Annotated in this window: 6 protein-coding genes; 3 read left to right on the forward strand and 3 right to left on the reverse strand. The window is 34.4% G+C overall.

What is annotated here, in order from left to right; all coding sequences use genetic code 11:
* Positions 1–172: 172 nt before the first annotated feature.
* Positions 173–9,244 carry an ankyrin repeat domain-containing protein gene (locus ACJZL3_RS04680; protein ID WP_419198666.1) on the reverse strand — a complete coding sequence of 3,024 codons (9,072 nt, stop codon included), beginning with the start codon at positions 9,242–9,244 and terminating at the stop codon, positions 173–175.
* A gap of 202 nt (positions 9,245–9,446) precedes the next feature.
* On the reverse strand, positions 9,447–10,694 hold the full coding sequence (locus ACJZL3_RS04685; protein ID WP_208571571.1) for a hypothetical protein: 1,248 nt from the start codon (positions 10,692–10,694) through the stop codon (positions 9,447–9,449).
* A gap of 734 nt (positions 10,695–11,428) precedes the next feature.
* Between ACJZL3_RS04685 and ACJZL3_RS04690 the strand changes: the two genes are divergently transcribed.
* The 3 genes from ACJZL3_RS04690 (at position 11,429) to ACJZL3_RS04700 (ending at position 16,610) form a co-directional block, all read left to right on the forward strand.
* Positions 11,429–12,796, forward strand: a complete 1,368-nt coding sequence (locus ACJZL3_RS04690) for a hypothetical protein (protein WP_419198667.1) — start codon at positions 11,429–11,431, stop codon at positions 12,794–12,796.
* A gap of 9 nt (positions 12,797–12,805) precedes the next feature.
* The gene (locus ACJZL3_RS04695; RefSeq protein WP_419198668.1) at positions 12,806–15,031 is read left to right on the forward strand and encodes a hypothetical protein; all 2,226 of its coding nucleotides are present in this window, start codon (positions 12,806–12,808) and stop codon (positions 15,029–15,031) included.
* A 262-nt stretch (positions 15,032–15,293) separates the two neighbouring features.
* Positions 15,294–16,610 carry a hypothetical protein gene (locus ACJZL3_RS04700; RefSeq protein WP_419198669.1) on the forward strand — a complete coding sequence of 439 codons (1,317 nt, stop codon included), beginning with the start codon at positions 15,294–15,296 and terminating at the stop codon, positions 16,608–16,610.
* 444 nt (positions 16,611–17,054) lie between these two features.
* On the opposite strand, the gene ACJZL3_RS04705 is transcribed toward ACJZL3_RS04700, so the two are convergent.
* A complete protein-coding gene (locus ACJZL3_RS04705) occupies positions 17,055–18,560 on the reverse strand; it encodes a recombinase family protein (protein WP_419198670.1) in 1,506 nt (501 codons plus the stop codon).
* Positions 18,561–18,685 lie beyond the last annotated feature (125 nt).

Here is an 18,685-nt window from a genome sequence, read left to right on the forward strand (position 1 = left end):
TACATGACATATAATTATGCCTTTTCCATAACGCTCACTACCTTGGCTCTTTACCAAAGCAGCTTATGGTTGTTTGAAGCCTGCTCTTGTAAACCGGCTCCGAGGGACCTACCCTCATCTACTGTGCAGCTTTTGCACTTAGTTTGCTCTTACTTGAACATTCTTTGTATCTCTACGGCACACCGTCAGCTCCCCTATCTACAAGGTACTTTACTATACCCAAGTGACCATTCCAAGAAGCACAGTATAGTGGTGTTCGACCATATCTATCAAAATCATCGATGCTCATTCCCTTGCTGAGAAAAAAATCTATAATGTCTTTGTTATTGTTTTCAGCGGCAATGTGTATAGGTTTTCTGCCAAAAATGTTCTCAGCGTTAATATCAGCACCCTTTTCTATTAAAAAGTTAGCAACTTCTAAGTAGCCTCTCCATGCAGCAAAATGTAGCGGTGTCCAACCATTTTTATCAGTATCATTAATATCAACACATTTGCTAATAAGGTACTTTAGTATATCCAAATTACCACTATAAGAAGCATCACATATAGAGGGACCACAACGATGATCTTTACCCTCTAAACTAACACCATTTTCAACAAGGTATTTAAATATACCAAAGTGACCTTTTAATACAGCATTGCGTGCAGGGGTATTACCATCTCTGTCTTCAGTATTAACATTAGCTCCTTGATTAACAAGGCCTGTTACTTCACTAATATTGCCAACTTTTGTTACATTCAACAATGCATGATCTAATTGTGCTTGCCTTGAAACCTTTACTATATCTAAACTAGAACCAGCATCTGCATTTCTCACTTTTCTTACATTAGACCCACAATCTTCAATCACCCACATCCCTTGCGGAACCTGACCTCCTGGAATCCAAGTAAATACTCTACGCCTATCATTGTCATATTTAGCATAATTAGCAGCATATAAATATTCATTAAGCTTAACATTCATTATAGAACAGTGATCACCATCAGGTCCAAGCTTCCACACATCTCGTGCAACTCTTCCTCCTGAAATACAAGTAAATACCATTCGTCTATCATTATCATAATTAAAATAGTTACTAGCAGCATACAAGGTTTCATTAAATGCAACATTCACTATATAAAAATTGTCACCATCAAGTTTAATCTTCCACCTAAACTTATCATTTTTTTCATTCTTTGGAGTCCAAGTAAATGCCATTCGTCTGTCATTATCATAATTGAAACATTTGTTAGCAGCATATAAATATTCACCCTGATAAACATTCTTAATACATACTTTTGAAGCAAATATTGCATTCCTTACTGATTTTGGTAATCTATTTTCTAGCTTTTCAAGGCTAGATCTTTTTTCTAAAGGAACATTAGGATAATCCTTCATCTCCATTGCTTCTTTAATGTAAGAAGCTAACTTAAATATTGCATTATCATTTAGATCACCACTCTTTTGCATTGCATCAAATACAGCTATGTAACCTGAAATCAACTGACCAATATCACCATGATTATGTACACAGCTTAATATTTTTTTCGTATCTACTCTTCCATATGCATCATCTACAACTTCTTTAATTATATCATCAAACAGCTTTCCATCTGATTTATAAATTTCATTAGCAAGTTCATTAACTGAACTATACCTATTATGCAACATGCCATCCTTTAGCTTCTCTTTTGCTACACTTTTTATTGAATATCTTAACTTCTCTACAAAAAACTCTGCCCATCTTTTTACATTAGGTGCAGTATCTGCTTGGTTAATAATTTCGTTCTTTACGCCCTCAACTACTCCCATCACCTTATATGGATCATTATTTTTAACCTCAATATTCATGTTCCTATCAAAAAAAAATTTGACCATATCTAGGTCACCACTATAAGCGGCTACACGCAGAGGAGTTCTACCATTATTATCTTTAGCTCCAATATCAGCACCTTGATCCACAAGAAACTTAGCTATATTCAAATTGCCTTGCTGAGCGGCCCAGTGCAGGGGATGGATGTCTTTATCTTTAACACTAAAATGCTTCCTATCAAAAAGAATTTCTACTATGTCCAGCCTACCTGCTTGAATAGCAACGTACAAAGGTGTTAATTCATGCCTACTTTCAATATTAATACTTTCAATTTTTCTAATTAAATCTTTAGCTTCATTAATATTATCTCGCACTATAGCATCAAACATTTGCTCCTTTAATAAAGTCACTTTCTCCTTATTAAAGTCCTCTATAATATCTTCTGAATTACAAGCAGAGAATATGCATTCCGCATTAGAAACCATTGTATCATTAAAAGCGAACATCATTTCTCTTGCAGGCTGATAATTACTCCAATTCTCCACTTTTGCAATGGTACTATTTCCATATGATAGCACTAAACTATCATCAACAATCTCCATATCAAAACCCAATATAGACTTATCTCTAAAATCAACCAACCCAACATCATTCTTGTCAATAGGTTGATTATGATAAATCTGTAATCCTTGTTCATCTGGCTGATAGTATCTGAAAGAGTTAGGATCCATCTCTACATGCTCAAGCTTTAAATTTGTACTGTCAATTTTATAAAGCTTATTGTTCATTTGTAATACAATTTGCTGATGCTCTGGACTTTTAAAGTAATCAACTAAACCAATAGACAAAGACCACTTAGTACCTTTGCTATCAAGTACTGTAATATCTTTTATCTCTAAACTGTCCTCTGTAAGGTCAGAGATTGATTTGTTATAACATTCATTTATATAACTCCTTTCACCTTCTTCTATACCTATACTATCAATATCTGTTACATTCAACCCAGCAAAATCAATAATATTGTAAGGTACGTTCTGATAAGGCACTGCTTTGCTTTTTATTTTTAAATTAAGTCTTATGGGGAATAACGAGATTTCGTGATTTAATGTATCTGGTAGTCTGATAACATACTGATGTTGCCCTTTTTCTCCTTCTACCGTCACATCTTGATAGTGATTACATGCTACCATATAGCGATCATAATTAAGGCTTCCTCCATTATTATGATATTTCTGATAACTACTTGTAACATCAGAATTATTATAGCTAAAATCAACAACTACCTGACCTGAGTACATATCAGCAATTATCACTTTTTCACTAGGTATTCCCATGTGATTTTTGATGACTTCTATTTGAGATATTGGTATGTCCAAATTACTCTTACTAGCAATATCTTTTGCAATTTGGTAAGTGCTAGGCAATTCTTGACCTAGAATACTTGCTTGTATAAATGCTTTTAACTTCTTTTCACTATCCTGTATAACTTCTCCACTAATATCATTGCCTGAATTTTTCAACTTTTGATACCTAATATCCTCCGCCGTATCAAACAAAGACTTGTCTTGTATTGCAACAGATTCTGTTACTCCACTACAGTTTACTTGAATTATTAGATTTTTAAAATCATCGATTTTAGTACTTGAAACAATACTTTGTGTATCATTAGCTAAAAGATCTAAGCTATAGCCGACCTTTTCTATATCTTCACTTATTCCCCACTGTGTGATATTAGCAACTTGAACACTTATTACGTCAATATTCCCCTTTATTTTTCCTGTACTGCCTAAATCACTTACTATCCTAGCACTATCACTGTTTTCATTAATAATAAACACTGTTTGCTTCAATCCTCTGTGATGTACATTTTCTTTGTTGACCACTCTAACTTCATAATCTTTATCTGTGCAGTTAGATGAATTTTGCCAAACTTCCGCGTTTTTTACATTAATTAATCTCGTTTCACAGTGAGTAGTAATATTTTGCTTGTTGTCAGAGTTAGATACATAGTTATATGTGTTAACCAATCTTATGTTATTACTATTACCATAACGTATAGTTCCACTATGCAAATTTGCAGCGATATTATTAGCTTTAACATTCATTACTAGAGTATTTTCTTTTCCTGCTCCACCTTTGAGGGTACCAGACATAGAATTATTAATAATAAAAATAGTTTCATTGTTTTTAGAGCCAATATAACGTATATTACTACCCTCTGGAATATGCATTACTGCTGGATAATTTGCAGCTGCTGTCAATGTTTTCGGTCCTGAAATGTATAATACTGATCCTTTAGGAAAGGTTTGCTTTTTTGTATTACTAGGATCTTTTATTGTTGGACTAGTAAAAATAAAAGGTTCACCTGAGAGAGTAAAGCTCTCTTGACAGTTTCTATAGGTTTTGCCAGTATTGCAAGGCATATATACCTTATCCAAAGCGTAGGGCCGGAATATACGTTGTTCATTAATTATGCCACTACATTGATGTTGTGGTATTAAATGTCCTGATGGGGCCATTACGACTCTCAGCCCGCTATTGTACTCGTCTTGAGTTATATGGGGAAGGTACTTTGCCTCTTTACTAATCAAATAAACTTTTTTCTTTTCTTGTTTTGCAAGAAACTCTTCATATTTTTTAGTACTCTTAAATCTTGTAGCGCCTATGTCATCCAGCTGATAAAATTCTAAGTAGAGAGGTCTAGATATATTTAATGAAGATAAATCAGTTTTTATATTAGAAGTTACATCAAAGGAGATGCCATCATATTTTTTTTCTAATTCACACTCCCACACAGTATTGCAACCAATCCCGCTACCCATACAAATGGTCCTTTCTTTAATGGTAGTAATTACCTCATGGTACTTTTCCTGAATGGAAGAAACATATTGTACAACTGCAGCTATATTAGGGTCAGAATTAAGGTAATTTATGGCATTGCTTTTCACAGTATTTAAATAACCCTTTATCCTTATATAGTCTTCGTATATTGCTTTTTCGGAATTTGAAAAAAATATTTTAGTACGATCGATATTAGATATAGGAATTTGTGCTGCTATTGCTTGCGCTTCCATTGTTCTACTGTATAAGGACTGATGCAATGAAAACACAATATCAGGAACCATAGTAAATACTGACATCCTACCTAAAACTTTGCCTGCAGCAGATAACCCTCTTAAAATCTTAGTAGTAGCACTTACACTTTTTATTGTAAAACTAACTCCTGCACTTATAGGCCTTATACTCATGCTTGCTAGTTTTATACCACTACTAGCTGTCCAATAATAATTTAGTGGATGATGATTACCTTGAGCTATTTCGTTTATACTATATCCAAATTGATAAGCAATAGTTGCAAATGTAATACTTTGAACTATAGGATTACTGATAATCTTAACAAACGTTTGACGTACAGGCTGTGGTACCTTACTAATCAATTTTCCCACTTTACTATTAGGAGAAATACTTACGCTTGTCCTAACATCATCCATAGCATCTAGTATACCATTGATACCAAATACTTGCTTTAAAGCATTATTATCATGTCGTCCAAGTGTTGCTGTATCACTTATACTATCAAGCAAGTCATATATAGCCATCATGGAAAAAAACTTTCCACCTTTTGCTCCTTTTATTTTCGCTGAATCAAATTTATCACGATCAAATGCAATTCCTTTTTCTTGAAGGCTGCTTTCTACATTACTAATATAATCTGCAAAAACTTTTTCACCAAGATCATCAAAATGATTTTTAAACGTATCAAAAGTATCTTCCCTAACACCTTTTGCTAGCAAGTTCTGTTTAATTTCCTCTACAATATTAGAGTAATCTTGATTAGTTTGAACATCACCTATATCTTCAATGTATTTTTTATTCTCTAACAACTGCTTATCATTTGATAGTTGATGTAATTTATTATGAATTTTCTCTCTTTCTGCATCTGTAGTAAAATTTTTAATTATATCATCGAATTTTACTTCATAGCCATCGATGCTTAAATAATACTCAATATTTTGTCCTTTTATTTTTTCTTTTATAACGCGATCCTTATCTCTGCCTACTTTTACTAAGATCTCAATACCATCACTATAATCATCTACAAAATATCTTTCTGCATTCTTCATTTCTATAATATCACCTATTATCAATTTTTTATCATTACCATTGTTATCTTTTACTTTTACATCAGTCCTATCAGCATTGCCTATCATATCAAACACTTGCTCACGACCTATATCTACAATTTCATTAGTTAAATCCTTAGCATTATCAATATCAAATAGCTCTTTAACACGTTGCTTTTTTTCTTCCTTTGTAATCTTTTCTTCATCAAACGAATCTATGCAGGCCATACTTACACTTCTTTCTCTTCTTGGCTTTTTACTTGGTGGATACTCCGGCGATGAAGATTTTCTTTTAGAACACTGCCCTACAGTAGGCAACATATGATGTGAACTATGAACTACTCCAACAGGAATAAATCCTTCCTCGGTTGTCCTACTTGTTAAAATAAGTTTATTCGGATTATTAGATCCTTTATCGAAAACAACACCGATAAATTTTACCTCATCACCATCTGTAAGTGTTTTATAGGTAACACCTTCTTTGTACTCTTCATTTATTTGATCATTTGCTTCCCTCAATAAAGCTTGAGCCCCTTTACCCTGCCTTGATGCCTTAAGTTCTAACCCTATTGGAGTGTACTCCTCAGCATTTCCACCTTGAGCCACAAACTTAATACCATGAACTAGCATGTCAATACGTTCCCCTCTACCAGTTTGAAACTCAGTTAAAACTAATGCTCTAGTTTCTGGTGATTCCTGTAATTTTAAGTCACTATAATAACTAAACACTCCATTCAATATTCCCTGGAAATGAGCTTCTTTATTAACGAGACTCTTAAAAGGAAAGATTCCTTCTCCAATTTTTTCTAATAATCTACTATATCCTCTTATTGATAAGGATTGGATATCTAGTGCTTTATCAAATGTTTCTTTTAACTCATTAGGATAAGTAACTTTTTTGAAAGTACCTTGAAATCTCTCAGCTCCATTGTTGTATTCTTGTAAAGAATTATATTTTTCAGTCCAAACAGTAAGATATCTTTTAAAATCTGACTTGTATCTAGTATCAAAATTAAGATTTAATTCGACTATTTCTCTATTTCCTATTTCTCTGTTTAACCTCTCAAGAGGGAGCACTTCATTTAGCATGTTCAGAACATCTTTTCTATTAGCTTCAATAATATTTATCACATAAACCAACTTCTCTATATTTTCTGGAATGAGCACCATCGTTACAACTGCATGGCTTGCATCAAGATTAGCTGACAATCTTTCTCTGGCTCTTTCAGCTGCTGGACGTCTAAGCCTACGAAGATTAGGATGCACTTCAGTAGGTATATTGTCTCCATAGATAAAAATGTATTTTTTAAAACCAGTTTTTAAATCTTCAACTCTATTTAACAATAGTGATTGCCCTAGTAAAAACCTACTAAAATAATGATTATCTCCCTTCTCAGGTGTACCAGGAAACGTATGATAAATACGTTCTAGATTATCTTTCACCTGTCCCTTTAATTCTATTGTTCCAATCCTTTGCGTATCCCAGTCATCAGCAGATTTTAGCATATCTTGAAAAAGAGGAATTATTTCTTCTCCACGATTTGATACTTTAATATCAGAGATAGGAGATGGATTATCAAGATTGACACCAACACATAAAATGTCATCTGCAGTGGTTAGAACTCGCTGAACATTTGGTTGAAAGCCTTGTGCATACTTTTCTGCTTGCTGCAAAGCCTTATCTGGAGTAGCATTAGAACCTGCTCCCGCTTTTAATTCAATAATAATGGGAATAGAATCCAATGCACGATCAGGACCACGAGCCAGCAAGATAATATCTGCATAACCCCTTCCTGCAAATTGCTCTGGGTAAACTCTAAGATTATACCTATAGTGGAAATTCATGAAAACGCCTACCATAAATCCATGATGTGCTGCTTCACGTGCTCTGCTAGCATAGATTAGTGAGTCTGCATATTCGGAGTGAATTGTGTAAATCTTATCAAGAATTCTCCTTAAAGATGCTTTAACTGTTCGCTGATTGGAAATAGCTAGCTTCGCTATATCGACTTCGGGATCCCTCCATAACCCTTTTCTCACTTTTTTAAATTGAACTTCAGAATTATGTTCTATGTCTACTCCTTTATCTTTCACATCAACAACTATTTCTCCCTGATGACCGGCATCTTTAATGATTTTTATTGATTTAACTTTAATTTTATCTAGGTTATTTTCAATAAGAGAGTAAAGCTTGCCTAATACCTCCTTCAATTCACCTTGATCAAACTCTTGAGTGTAAGAATGAGAACCACTTTCTGATATAACAAATAATTTTACTTTATCGATCACATCTTTTTGACTCTTCATTTCACCATTTTTTATAATAGCTACCTTCAAAGTCTTTGCACCGTCAAAGCTAAAATAAATCTCCTTGATGTCTAGCTTTTTTGCCATCTCTGTATCCAACAAAGTAGAAAAACTACCTAGGAAGAAGTGTGTAAAAAACCCTGCTTTTTCTACAGAGTGTAAATAAGATGGAATCTGATCCACAAATGACTGAAATCTCGGTTCAAAAGATTTAAAATCCTCATCTTGCCGGCTTATACCAACTTCTTTATCTGCTTCCTCTATCAATAACTGTATTAACTCAAAGTCTTGTGGTCTTACTTTACCCATGACTCTTTTTAAGCCTTTTGCAAGCTCTTTATCATTATCAATAATATTCCTTTCAAGACCAAAATTATAATGGTTTCGTTTACCTGGTGCACCAACATGAAATAATTGTATTTGAATATCCCCATTACCATATTGAGTCTCAACTTCACCAGAAACACTAATCGTTGCGCTAAGCATTCCACTCATTGCTCTTATTTCAGGTTCACCTCCCCAAGTATCAGGGTTCCTCATGTTTTCCAAGTAACGCTCAAAATCACCTTCAACAAAATCTCTGAACTCATTTCTATAAGAACTTATGTGATCAACTACTCGATTACGAAATAAGTTTCTTACTAAATTTGCAAATGTATCATCATAATTCGCAGCACCTAAATTCCGAACCAAACCTCTAATATGATCTAAATTTTGGGTTACAGTTCCATCATTTCCAAATAGTACTTCATACCTTTGTCGAAATAAAGCATCGTCGTTTCTGACGGGTATTAAGTAAGCCATAGTAACAGACCAAAACAAGCAACTACCGTCTCCTGGAACATCGATTCTCTTAATCTGACTTCCACTTTCGGAATCAACATCAGATCTCCGATAACGCTTAAGTTGAGAAAATTCTCTAGCTTGCTCTATATATTGCACTTCATCCGATAATTCAGTAATCTTTGAATTAACATCTTCTTTTTTTAGATGATCTGTTGGATATTGTATCTTGAACATAAACCCCCTTCATTATATTATACTAAACCCACTATACCAAGCTTATTGTATAACCATCAGAGATATCAATAATAAAAGCTATTTTTGCCTACATGCTGACTTGTGTATATAACATTTGTATTACAATGCAACATCTTTTTGACAGAAGCTAAAGTAGTAACAAGAAACCACCACCTACTTTATAGAATTGCCTTATAATACCTTAATTGCTTAACCCTAATTGCTCACATGCTTTGCTTAATTCAACTTCAGTTAAGCTAGTGAACTCTTCATCTGTAGACTTTCTATATGCTAGAAACTTATTCAATGAATCAGCATCTCTTTTTTCCAATATAGATCGTATGTAGCCTGCCTGTTTAGAACACATAAACTCTTTAACCTGATCAGAATTAGCTTTATTTAATAACGCCCATACTGGTTCCATACAGCCCTTTTCTACTAAAGGTGTTAATAAAACTGTACAGAAAAGAGGTGATTTATCCTCTAGTTCCTCTCTTATCACTAAAGCACGATGGCTATCAAATCCTTCCTTCATCCACATATGCATAAAAAGCTTTACACTTTCACTTACATAAGGCTCTGAATGTTTTTTGATTTCCATGTCTAACCAGATATTATAATCATCTTCTGGAACATCATTTGGCTTTAAACAATCAAATAATTCCTGAAATTGATCAAAGCGAAGTGCACCCTGTAGCGTGTTTAGACTACCATAATAACCATTTTCAGCTAAGTCTCTTTTTAGAAGTTCTGGATATTTATCAGGACTTATTTGACTAAAACAAAACTCGAATATTTCAGGATAACTATTACAACGGTTCCCTGCTACATATACTGCTGTCTTCATCAAGATTTCATCCTTTTTCTGTTCGCTCATCTCACTTTCAGGTAATGATTTTATTTTATTCCAGAAGAATTCCACTGCCTGCTCTTGCTTAAGACTCACAGCACATTTAAGCCCGTACTCATATGGATGACAGCCATCTAAATTTAGTTTAGAGATGTAACCACTAACAAAATGTGACCAAAACTGCGCTAAAAGACCAGATCCGCAACACCTAACTAAGTGCTCATACTCCAATAGACTACTCTTACCTTGAGCTGATAATTCCTCTTTTCTTTCCTCAAACAAAGCAATAATATCTTCTTCTAGACAGCAACGACAGGCAATGGCATACTTATCAAAGAGATTACCTGAATCTGGCGCAATTAACTTTTTGCCTACGACTTGCCTATCAAGCTTAACTCCATGTAAATTGTCTACTTTTTTCCAACAATCCTCACTAGACAATACCTGTGCAAGAAAATTACGTCCTTTTTTGCCACTTTTTTGGTGCAGATGCCAATTTGCATAGCACCAGCGTTCAATTTGAAAAAGCTTAGATGCTCTATAAGGATCATCCTCTTTAATAGACGAAAATAAAACTTTTGGAATATCTGAACGTAGCATGATCACCTCTTTATGAATGGAAAAAAATGGAAACTGTTACGTCTAACATACACTATAGTAACTTGATGCCATTTCAAGCAAGATATCACGTTTTTAGGTTTTGTCAATCCTCAATTTGAAAATTTTTTTTAGACTTGAATAACTCTCAACAAAAGCCTCTTAATATGAGAGATACATGACGTTTTGTTTATTTTAAATTCTGTTTTTTATAAGTTTATCTTAATACTTATTGTCAAATGAATTACTATTAATTTAATATTATATATTGCTAATGAATTAAATAATATAACCATTTCTACCACTCAAAACCAAGGGCGGTGAGAAGTGTTTTTCTTGGGATGGGATGGTCTACCACACGATACATACGAACTTTTTTATATTCTGACTTTGCTATACGCTAAAACTAGCCATATTAGCCCATTTGATCTATATCTACATATGAACTGTTTTACCTAAGCTTATTGAAATAATTTAAATCTTCTATTTTTATAACCTTATTTTTACGCTGCTTGTTCTCACAAATATACGATCTTTGTTCTTTTTAAACAAAGTAAACATTTAAAATTTTTATGACGCTGAGAAATTAAGGTATTGTCTGTAAATTCCAATAGAATTTTTGTATCCGTTCAATATAGAAAATGTTTTTCATGAAGTTTTTTTATCCCTAGTAATTTTAGGTTGCTATTTAATTCTAACTTTTACATAATGCCATAAATATTTTTTTAGGAGATCAAATGCCAAGAAAAACAAAACGTTATGCTACAGTACTTAATAAGTTACAAAGTGTTATTGAACATAAAGATTCTAAAATTGCTTCTGAAAGGCGTTTAGCGATTGAAAGATGGGTGAAAACCTACATTGAACAAATAGAGTATTTAGAAGATAGTGAGTGGCAATTCTTATACAACATATTTTGCGATGAAAGTTGCTGGTCGGATACAAAATTAAATAATCACATCCTAGGACAGAAGCTAACTGAGAAAAAAATAGATGAAATAGAGAATCCATTTTGTAAGTATAACATGGCTTGTAGGTATTGTGTGGTAGATAAAATTTATCCGCTCTTTCAAGAGCAATTTGAGTCTTACAAAGGTAGAGTCTCTCCCGGTGCAGTAGACATGGATGGTAATCCTGTAGATGACAAATATATAAGAAGTGATTTGCTTGAGTCTATGGGAAGTTATGATCCTGTATTTAGCTTTTGGATTAATAGAGAATCTGGAACATTAAAGGAATATAATAACGTAGATGGCTTCCGAGAAGCTGTAGATCTTAAATGGAGCGAGGGGGTAGAATATTTCTATAACCTTTTAAGCCGGCAAGAAAGAGAGGAGGAAGCTATTAGTGCAGTTACTACCTTGTCCACTATTCAATGTAACTACAATCGTGCTACCGTTTTAGATTTTTGCCTGTATAAAATGGATGATCCAGCAAAACATGAGCTATTGCTTAAGTTGTTAGAAAAAAATCAAGGAGTATATTCACTTCTTAATGGTTTGATACGTTGGAGTTTTCTTGGTACAGTTCGAGATATGGTAAAGCGCTGGTGCTATGAAGAAGTTTCAGTACCTGCAGACAAAATACTTTCACATCATGATTATGCACTCCTTCTTTCCTCACTTTCAAATGTAATGCTAGAAAGTCCTGAGTCAGGTGTTCAAGCTAGATCAATTACTATGGATATTTGGAGGTGCAATCGCTTTAATGAGAATAAAAAGGCTGCTGTTTTTTCAAATGGTAGAGTCCCTATCAAACGCATGCTTGCTGGATTAATTGTAGATTGGGAGCGCGGTTGTGCTTTAGGTGAAGGTGATACTGGAAAAAAAGACGAGCTGTTAGAGATTTTACAGTTTGCAAAAGAGTATTGTACGCAGGAGGATTTTGTGAATTTTAAAGATTATTTAATTAGCAACCTAAAAATGGTTGGTAGACCTGGTATGAAGAGTGGTGTTGATTATGGCAAGCTGGCAGAGGGGTTGTTTTCTGAGCTAGATAAGTTACCTATTCCTCATAGAGGTGGCGGTGACTTTGGTGGCTCTGGTGACCCGCAGTCTATGTTAGGATCTCCTGGCGTTAGCGGTTTATCTGGTCGTAGTAAATAGAGGTGTTTTATGCATAACAATGGTGAAAATATTGGACTGATTAGAAGTTTGTTAAACGGAAATTGCCAAGAGTTTGTAGAAAGGTTTGAATCTTTCTTGGATCAGTGTCCATCTTTTTTGCACTCGGTGGGTAAGGATCGCTTTTTTCCTGCATTCTTTTTTGGTATGTTTGCTACTGCGTTTGATTCTGATGTTGCAGATAATGAAAAAATTTATTTTCGTTTTGACAACAATCCGAATGAACCTAGAAAAGGAAACTTAAAGGTTGCTGTATTAACTAATGACAGAGATAGAAGAGGCTACGGAATTGTAAGATGTTTTACTATTGCCGATAGACAAAATAGTTTTGGTTCAAGATTTAGTCAGCAAGAGAAATTGTGGATAGAGAATAATTTACAACAGCAGAATGTTGCATCACGGGCTGGGCGGTTTGCATGGGAAGAGTATAAAACATTTGCATGGGCAGAAAATCTGGGAGAAGACGAAGAAGAGGAAGCAGTAAAATGTGTAAAAATTCGTGAAAGAAACGCATTTACTGGAAATTCAGCATCTCTATGTAATGGCTTTGAAGAGATCACCAGGAACTTTGGTATACAACAAGGTTTTCTGTCAGGTTTATTAGGAGACTTGGCAAGTAATAATGCAGATGATGTTGTTGATACTATTGATGATGTTTTGCAGTACATAATTAATCTCTACAATAGGTATAATCAGCAACTGAACTTCAATAGCAAGGAGTCGGACTATCATGGTTTTTTGTCAGGGTTTTTGATGAATTTTAGGTATCGTCATACAGCTGGTATTTACCTTGAGTTATTTGTGGGGGGTGGATATATAGATATTACTTTTCTTGTACGTGGTGTACAACGATTGATGGATTCTGTTCCTATTATAATTGAACTCAAGGCAGGACAAGCAAGGGATAGATATGCTGATCGAGCATTGGCGCAAGCTGAAAATTACGTTACAAGATGTCCCGTTTCTTCCATATCCATACACACCTCGTCGGAGGATGCTGTTTGTGCAGGATTAAATTTTGATTTAGATAACAATGAACGTTTACAGCTTAGTACTCAAAGCTTTTTGGAAAGAGAATCTTCTTTATTGAAAAGGCTATTTAATGGACCAATAGCCGAAATTGAAGAGAGCGTTAGAGATTATTTACTATACCTAGCGTTTGGTGTACCTGCTGTACCAGGCATTAGAAATAGGGATGGTGTTAGTGCTAGGGATAGGAGAATATTTCTCTATACAACCGGCTTTACCTTTGGGAATGCTACATTTGCAAAGAAAAGAATTATGTTAACAAGAGGAATTTGGGTAGATGTAACCAAACACTTATTCCATTATCACAATGACGATAAAATGCTAGACCTGCAAGGAGGGGTTACACAGATAAATGTTGGAAATCGTGCCTTGACCATGATTTTACATGCATTATTAGGAAGAGAGGAAAGGGTTATTATACTTAATATACGTCATGTACTAGCAACTCACCAATTTCCAGAACGAGGCCTAGATCTATCACGTTGGCCAAACGCTAGAGTGTATGAGGTAGTATGTGGATTGGAACCAACAAGAAGAGCCGAGGATGATCTTGGTTTAACTGTTGGTGTAACACCATTTGACTCACCTGCCCTCTATTTACAAAGTAAAGTAGGTGGATCTTTTCTAGGTGAATTTTCACAGATAGGTGGTGTCAGTAACGTGCACAGCACTGCAGATATAATGATGAATACTGGTTGGCAAGTACAAAATCGTCATGCACAAATATTTCAAGCAATTTCTAATGTGCTATTTCCGTTAAGGTGGATAGTAAATAGGGATAACGCTAGAGAGGCTGGATTTCATTCCATACTGCATGGGTTATTTTACGCCTGTGATAATCCAGCTAGGGTAATTATTGAATTTCAACTGGGAGGAGGAGAGAGATTAGATCTGGTATTATTACGGTCTCCAGATAGTAGAGATGGTGTTCACCCGATAGGAATAGAGTTAAAGTTTTCTGGTACTGGTGAATTACAGAGTAAAAAGCGGGAAGCAAATAACCAACTAGATGATTATATGCATTGTAGAGGTTATAAGCGTATTACCGATGGAGACACAGTAGTTTTATCGTACGCTATATGGAATGATCGTGCGCAGAGGCCAGATACTCTTATATCAGTTAAGGATGTTCTTCGTATAAAGGACACCTTAGGACACAGTTCTGCAGATGATCTTCCTGGCAGATGAGGGTTATTGAGAATTTACATATCAAATTAGGTGTACAATAGATTATACTGGTCAAATTTATATGGCAGTTTGCACTAAATTCCCGAGTTTGTCTGGAAACGATCTTGTTGAATAGCAAAGATAACAGGCTCAGGGTTACATGAAGTTACAGTAAGAGAATACAACTCTCTAAAAAATATGAAAGTTAGAAAAATTATACTTGCATTGGCTTTTATTCATGCTAATTATTGTACGTAATGTATTTATAGATTGAGGAGGGAGTATGGTCTTAGAATATATTTTAAAGAATGAGCAGGTTTGTGCAAATGGTAGGTTAGCTACTGAAGAACAGCATACGGAGCGTTTTGGTCAGCACACTCTTGAAGGAAGCACATCATCGTTAAGTCAAGAACAAAGTGATGGTGACTGGCATGAGTCCGTTATTGAAGACAAAAATACTGTTGTTGAAAGTTCTTTTATTCCAGAAAACTCAATTTTGATGAATTTAGCAAATCTGTTAACTGAGAGCGAAAAAGTTTCGATTGATGAATTTCATGAAAAGATGGAAAGTATAATGAAACGGTTTCATGAAAATAGATACGAAAATTCTGCAAAGGTAACTCTAGAAAAGATGGAACGTTTAATAGATGAATATTTGAAAAGAAAAATAAAGCTAAATTTACGCTGTGATCAATATGAATGCACTGTGTCAAATTTTGTATTCAAAAAAATAATTGATATTGCTAATGCCAGTAGTGTTATGCGTATAACGCCTACTACTAGATCACGGTATAAAAATGATAGAGAAGAGGCAATAGATGAGTGGGAAGAAGCTTTAGAACCTTTATTCAATATTGTCAATAAGCTACTATCAGCAGGTGCAAAAATAGAGTCTGATTTTTACAATGATAGAATGATAGATGAAATTATGTGGGGAAGTGATGAGCCTATTTTTACAGAGTGTAAAAAAATTAAGGACAAACTGAAAAGTATCGCATATGAAGGTTTAATAAATAAGAATGAACAAGTTCAAGATGATGATCTGAAAGTAGAAGTAGATAACAATCTTGTTTTTTTCAGATGGCCACAAAATAGTATCGTTGAAGTTACAAAGGTTATGAATAGTAAGGTGAATGAAAATTTCAGTATAGAAAGTAGCATCTTACAGATCGGGGAAAGTATAATAAGAGTTGAAAGCATAGGAAGAAAAAGAAATTATACAGATGTCTTAGGAGGTGGCATTGAAATGTCCTTTATCACTGAAGTAGGCAAGATTAGTATTCATCTATGTCCTAGTGATGAAGGTAGTAATATAATAAAAGTAAATCTTGATGAAGAGAACCAGGAGAAGTTTGACAAATTAAAAGATCAATCAAGTTTAGGGGAAAGCTGCCTTTTAGGAGGGAAAAGTGTTCTACAAGCTATAAAAGATAAAGGTTTTGAAAGAAACGGTCAAATACTTATAGAGTTAGCTGAAACTATTAAACAATCAGATTTTGTAGTGAAAGAATCAGGTATTCCATCTACTCTTATGAGGCCAATCAATAGTTTAGACCAACTGCAAAAGATGGGGGCTTCGAAAGAAATAGCAGTGTGTTAATAAAGTCAACTAAAATTATTAAACAAAAGAAAGATCTTGGAGGGTAAAAAAATTGATGTATCTTCAAAGCAAGATTTTTTGAGGTATAAACCATACGCTCAAGGTGAGGAGAAATAGTAGGGGAATAAGTGTTGAGTTAATAATTTAGAGGTTCTTCTAAAGAAATTATTTTCCTTTCTTGGTATTTATTCTTTTATAGATATAGCCTTTTGTGTTTGATTCAAAAAAGACTGACTGCTCCACACTTTCTACTTTCTCGAATTTTGTGTTTGATTGAATTGACTTTTATGATATCTACAGAATTTCCTTTATCAAACCAACTACATGATTCAACGGAAGAAGGGCTATCAGAAACATTAGGCTGTTACGCAATAATTTTGAAACTCTGAGGTCGTTTCACATGTAAGTTAAGATTATCACTATTTTCATTATACAATTAAGCTTTTAACACTGATTTTCCTCAATTTCTAGCACATCTATCTCCTGTTGCTTTTGTAAATTAAGACCATAAAATTTCTCTAATTGCTCACTCCACAATATCGGTATTTCCCTCAAGTCAGATAACTTCAAACCTCTTGGCTGCCTCCCATTTACTATTTCTTCTTTAATTTTTGGTGCTAAATAATTTAACCTTAAAATTTGCTGTATACGTCTTGTACCTATATTAATTTTGGCACTCAGCTCTTTTATATTTGCGTATTTTCCTTCCTCTAGTTGCCGTTTCCATAGGTGAGCTCTCACCACTGCTTTTAGCAATGCATTATTTGTTTTTCCTTCTGGCTCGATTACTGTGCATTTGTTTCCTTTCTTCTTTATTGATATAAATTTTTCCTCTGATTCAGAACTTACTTCTATTTCATCTTCTTTTACCATTACTCCCTTTATTAACTTTTTCACTACTTCTTTCTGTCTTCTAAAACTTAAATTTTTCCATTTTTCTTCGGTCTTTTCTTTCCAATCTTCATATAGCTGCTCCGCTTTCTTCATTACTTCTTTTTCTACTTCTCCAGCAACTATTGTTCGATTTATTGATTCACAATTCTTCCCCCTTAAGTGATTATTACATATGTAGTATCGATACCTTTTATTCTCTTTTTTTGAGTACGTTAGCGTCATGTTTACATCACAGCTTTTGCACTTAATTATTCCCCTAAGTAGCGCTTCCTCATATTTTGCTTTTCTATATGGTTGATTCTTTATCAATTCTTGTGCTTTTTGCCATTTTTCTTCTTCTATTATTGCCTCATGCTTTCCCTCACACTCTTTCTCATAATGTCTTATTTTTCCCATATATATTGGATTTGTTATTATTCTTCTCACCGTCGCCTTTTTAAAGATATCTGATTTTGTTCTGTAACCTTGACTATTTAGCTCCCTTGCCAGTTGTGCCATTGATTTTAGCTCCATATACCTTTTAAATATATGCATTACCACTTTTGCTTCTTTCTCATTTATTATTAATTCTTTATCTTTTACATCATACCCAAATGGCAAAGTTCCTCCCATCCATAAACCTTGCTCCTTTGATGTTGCTATTTTATTTTTTACCCTTTCTACTATCATTTCTCTTTCTAGTTGCGCTGCTCCTGATAACACTGTTTGTACAAACTTTCCCATTGGCGTATTATTATCAAATATCTGCGTTACTGCTACAAAATTTACTCTATGCCTTCTAAAAAATGACGTTACTTCGATGCTGTCTTTTGTCTCCCTTGATAGTCTGTCTAATGTATATACTACTACACAATCTACTTCTCCTTTTTTTACATCTTCAAACAATTCCTTTATTGCTGGTCTTTCTAAGTTTTTTCCTGAATAGCCGCCATCATCGTACCTTGTGGCCAATACTACCCAGCCTTCTTTGCTCTTTACGTACTTCTCACATGCTACTCGTTGCGCATCAAGACTATTAAACTTTTGTTGGAGAGTAGACCGGCGGAACTTCCCCACCAGTCTCTCGCAGAACTGTGCATGAAGTAGAGTGGGCAGCCAGCGAGTTACTTGTTAAGTACTTTTCCAACAACCCCTCTCCGAACCACGCATGATCGTTTCCGTATCACGTGGCTCTCCAATAA

The sequence above is a fragment of the Wolbachia endosymbiont of Rhagoletis cingulata genome (assembly GCF_048537655.1).
In the GTDB taxonomy this organism is placed as follows: Bacteria; Pseudomonadota; Alphaproteobacteria; order Rickettsiales; family Anaplasmataceae; genus Wolbachia; species Wolbachia pipientis.